Annotated in this window: 3 protein-coding genes and 1 pseudogene; 1 reads left to right on the forward strand and 3 read right to left on the reverse strand. The window is 36.2% G+C overall.

What is annotated here, in order from left to right:
- On the forward strand, positions 1–263 hold a 263-nt coding region (locus tag CBG25_RS20095), incomplete at its 5' end, for a transposase (RefSeq protein WP_290603799.1).
- 462 nt (positions 264–725) lie between these two features.
- Here the strand turns inward: CBG25_RS20095 and CBG25_RS20100 are convergent.
- The 3 genes and pseudogenes from CBG25_RS20100 to CBG25_RS20110 all read right to left on the reverse strand — a co-directional run.
- Positions 726–2,021 (reverse strand): dicarboxylate/amino acid:cation symporter, encoded by a 1,296-nt coding sequence (locus CBG25_RS20100; RefSeq protein ID WP_290608864.1) that lies wholly within the window; start codon positions 2,019–2,021, stop codon positions 726–728.
- A gap of 663 nt (positions 2,022–2,684) precedes the next feature.
- Positions 2,685–3,395 (reverse strand): annotated as a pseudogene (locus CBG25_RS20105) (sulfatase-like hydrolase/transferase); the annotation flags it as partial.
- 47 nt (positions 3,396–3,442) lie between these two features.
- On the reverse strand, positions 3,443–3,795 hold a 353-nt coding region (locus CBG25_RS20110), incomplete at its 5' end, for a transposase family protein (RefSeq protein WP_290603898.1).

Raw genomic sequence — 3,795 nt, forward strand, 5'->3', positions numbered from 1 at the left:
AGGCAAACGGCTATAGGAGCCAGATTCAGCGTAAAGGCCATCGAAACAAACCGTTGTCCAAGACTCAGCAAGGGCGAAACCACAGGATTGCAAAGACTAGGGCACGGGTTGAACATGCATTTGCGGCGATGGAACAAATGGGTAGAAAACTGATCCGCACCATTGGACAGGTGCGCGCTAATTTTGCCATGACGATGATGGCAGCATGTTACAACCTAAAGCGGTTGGCGTACTTCCAGAGCGCGTGCATCGTGGCTTTCTGACGCCCAGAATGGGTCAAATGGCCCTAGCCAGGGCAATGTGCGATAGAATCAGTAACGTGATAATCAAAAAAAATCTAATTATTTAGAATGAAAGCCAAGGGTTAATTGAAAATCTTGAGTTTTTCGAGGTGCCCATAAGTGTATAATCAATAAAAAAGACTTTAACATTATAGATACATCTATTAGATAAAGACATAAGACTGGATATAAGATTTTAACAACATAACAACTTGATATGTATAACTCTGTAGCTTATGTCCGTTATCCATTAAGCATAGATGAGAATTAGAGGAATGAAAAAAAATTACCATCAGTAATGGTACTAAAAATGAAAATGGCTAATCCTTCTTAAGTTGAATTAACTAAATACTTAAAATTAATCAAGCATATTATATCTTAAGTAAATAAGTCGCGCCCATAGGCGCGTCTTGTTGTGCTATTTGGCTGGAATATTATCTATTGTTAAGATTTCAAACTGATTTTATCAGTAAAAAAGTTTTCAGATTTTTCTTTCGGTGTGCCTCGGCAGCCGTCGCCATAGTGTTCACCTTCCCAGCGACCAACCAGTGCCGACCCCATGGCATTACTCATGACATTAGTTGCTGAACGTCCCATATCTAAGAAAGGATCAATACCCATTAATAAAATTAAGCCGGCTTCTGGAATATTAAATTGGCTTAGTGTCGCTGCAATAACGACCAACGATGCCCGTGGTATACCAGCCATACCTTTAGATGTCAGCATCAAAATCAACAACATAGTGATTTGTTCACCCATACTTAAATGAATATTACATGCTTGACCGATAAAGATAACTGCAAATGAACAATAAGCCATTGAACCAACAAGGTTGAATGAGTAACCAATTGGTAAAACAAAGCTAGCAATTTTATTAGAAATACTAAACTGTTCCAGTTTTTCTAAAGTACCAGGAAAAGCTGCTTCAGAACTTGAAGTGGTGAAAGCGAGTAAAGCCGGTTCCATGATGTTTTTGACTAAGCGTAAAATGCATGGGCCAACGATTAACACGGATACCCCAATTAAGATCAGCCAGAGTAACGCTAGAGTAAAGTAAAATTCTCCCATAAAAATGCTAGTACTGATCAGTACACTCAATCCGCGTTCAGCAATCATGGCTGAGATAGCAGCAAAAACAGTAATGGGGGCAAAAAGCATAACATAGCTTGTCAGCTTTAACATTACGTAAACCAGTGAATCTAGAATTTTAATAATCGGTTCACCTTTTTTACCTATGGCAGATATGCTGCATCCCATAAAAATTGAGAAAATTACAATCTGTAAAATTTCATTACGCGACATCGCATCAATGATACTAGTAGGTATAGCATGGGCAATAAAATTGTGGAAAGAAAAGGTGGTTGGTTCGATATTTGTCACCGTTGAATTGGTCTCTGCCACGAAATTGATACCTACTCCTGGTGTAAGAATATTAACAATAACCAGGCCAATGGTAATTGAAATGAAAGATGCAACCATGAACAGTAACAACGTTTTTGAGAAAACACGCCCTAAGGTTTTGGCGTCACCCATTTTGGCGATCCCGACGATCAAGGTTGAAATAATTAATGGTGCAATAATCATTTTAATCAAACGCAAAAAAATATCTGTAATGATCGAAATATTTTTGGCGTAGCTGGAGGTTATTTCTGGATTGCTGAATGAATTTAATGCAAATCCAACTATTATCCCGGCGATCAGGCCTACAATAATCCAAGTGGTTAAACTTTTCGATTTCATAATGATTCCGTTTTAGTCAGGCCGGTATTAGATCTCATATTATTTAACAAGCCCTGAATTAGTATTTCAGTGTTATTACCTAAGTTATCCTTTCCTTTAATTGTGTTAAATAAATGTATTTAAAATGAGAAATAATATCGATTTGTTTTTATCGAAATTGATACAATATCCTAGTATAGATACATGTTTAGTATCAAGTTAAATGAATGTTTGTATTGATTATTTGTTATTTAATTAAGTGTTAAATTTCATGTCAAAAATGATTTACGTTATTTATTATTAAGCACGTTAGTATTTTTATTTTGTCTGCAATACTACAGTGTAGAATGATAACCATAACAGTATTAAAGTGAACAAACCATATAATTTAATGAATAATTTTAAATTTTGTGACTTAACAAGCTGATATTATTAGTTTATTTAATTAATAAAATGTTCTAGCAATAGCAGCTATTCGACTTTTTTTACCATTTTTAACTAATAATTTAGCTTTTTAGTTATTGATTAATTGATATCTTAAACAAAAGTACGTTACTAACGAATTGTTTGAAAACTGGCCAGTTTAAAACTGGTTATCAGATATGATTTGTATCTATAAATTTTATGATTAATGGTGTAACTCTCCCCTAAGAATTAACCCGGGGAGAGGAATAAATGAAAGGACTATTTTTTTAGTTGATCATAGGTTTTTAGTGGTTGTTGTTTGTTATAAGGATCACCAATATAACGGGGAGAAGGTTGAAAATCTTTGTTAATGACACTTTTACTGACATCAAATCCATCATAGTCAAGCCCGGCTAAATCTGACCAGGTGTGGATCAAATGCATAATACTATAGGGCCTATTTACCATGGTATCTAAATGGCGTTGGTGAGTATTAATCCATTGGGTTGATTGCCAGATAATAAAAGGGATCTCATACATAGGGCGGGTTGGTGCTGCTTCATTACGACCTAAAATATGGTGTGGCGGTGTGTCAAAAACCTCTTCGCCATGATCAGAAAAATAGACCAAAAAACCGTTTTCGTTAGATGCAGCAAAATCTCTAATTAGTGTTGCCACTACCTTATCGTTGAAGTGTTGTGCACTATCATAGTCGTTATAATCGGCTTGCTCACTTTTAGCCAAATTGATGGGCATAGTATCTGTTTTATTATCAAATATTCCCTCATCTTTTGGGTAACGATAGGCATATTTCATATGGGTGCCAAGTAAATGGACAATGATGAATTTCTTTTCTGCTGGATCTTTTAATACTTCATTGAATGGAGCTAATACTGATGTGTCATATTGGCGTGAACTTTGTGCCATATCGTTGTTTAGATAATATTGTTTATCGGTCTGGCGCGAAAATGCGGTTAACATCGTAAAGCGTGTTGCTTAATAGTGAAATAAGGGTGTTTCGGTGATTGAAGTAAATTTTACGCTGTTCTGAGATGGAAATTCCAAAGACCTGCGCTAAGGAGTAAGAAGGTATCATCAATAAAGGGTCTACGATTCCGTAAAATTTGGGTCATGCAACCGAGGCGCTTGATACCCGCGATGGCGTGTTCAACTGTAATACGGATGCCCGAGATTATTTTATTTTCTTGTTTTTGTTCAGGCGATAAAGGTCTTTTTCGAGTTCCTTTTTTTGGGATTTGTGTATTAGGATGCTGTTTATCTATACCTTGAAAACCGGTATCTGCCCAGATGGTTACCTCAGGAGGAATATGGCGAATTATATCGACTTTATCGAGTAAGCGTTTATCGTGACGGCGCCCATTTTTGCTCA

The organism is Arsenophonus sp. ENCA, from assembly GCF_002287155.1.
GTDB classification, from domain to species: Bacteria; Pseudomonadota; Gammaproteobacteria; order Enterobacterales; family Enterobacteriaceae; genus Arsenophonus; species Arsenophonus nilaparvatae.

What these genes read in the sequence shown, in the direction of transcription:
- CBG25_RS20100 (WP_290608864.1), bottom strand. Translation starts at nt 2,021, where the DNA reads ATGAAATCGAAAAGTTTAACCACTTGGATTATTGTAGGCCTGATCGCC.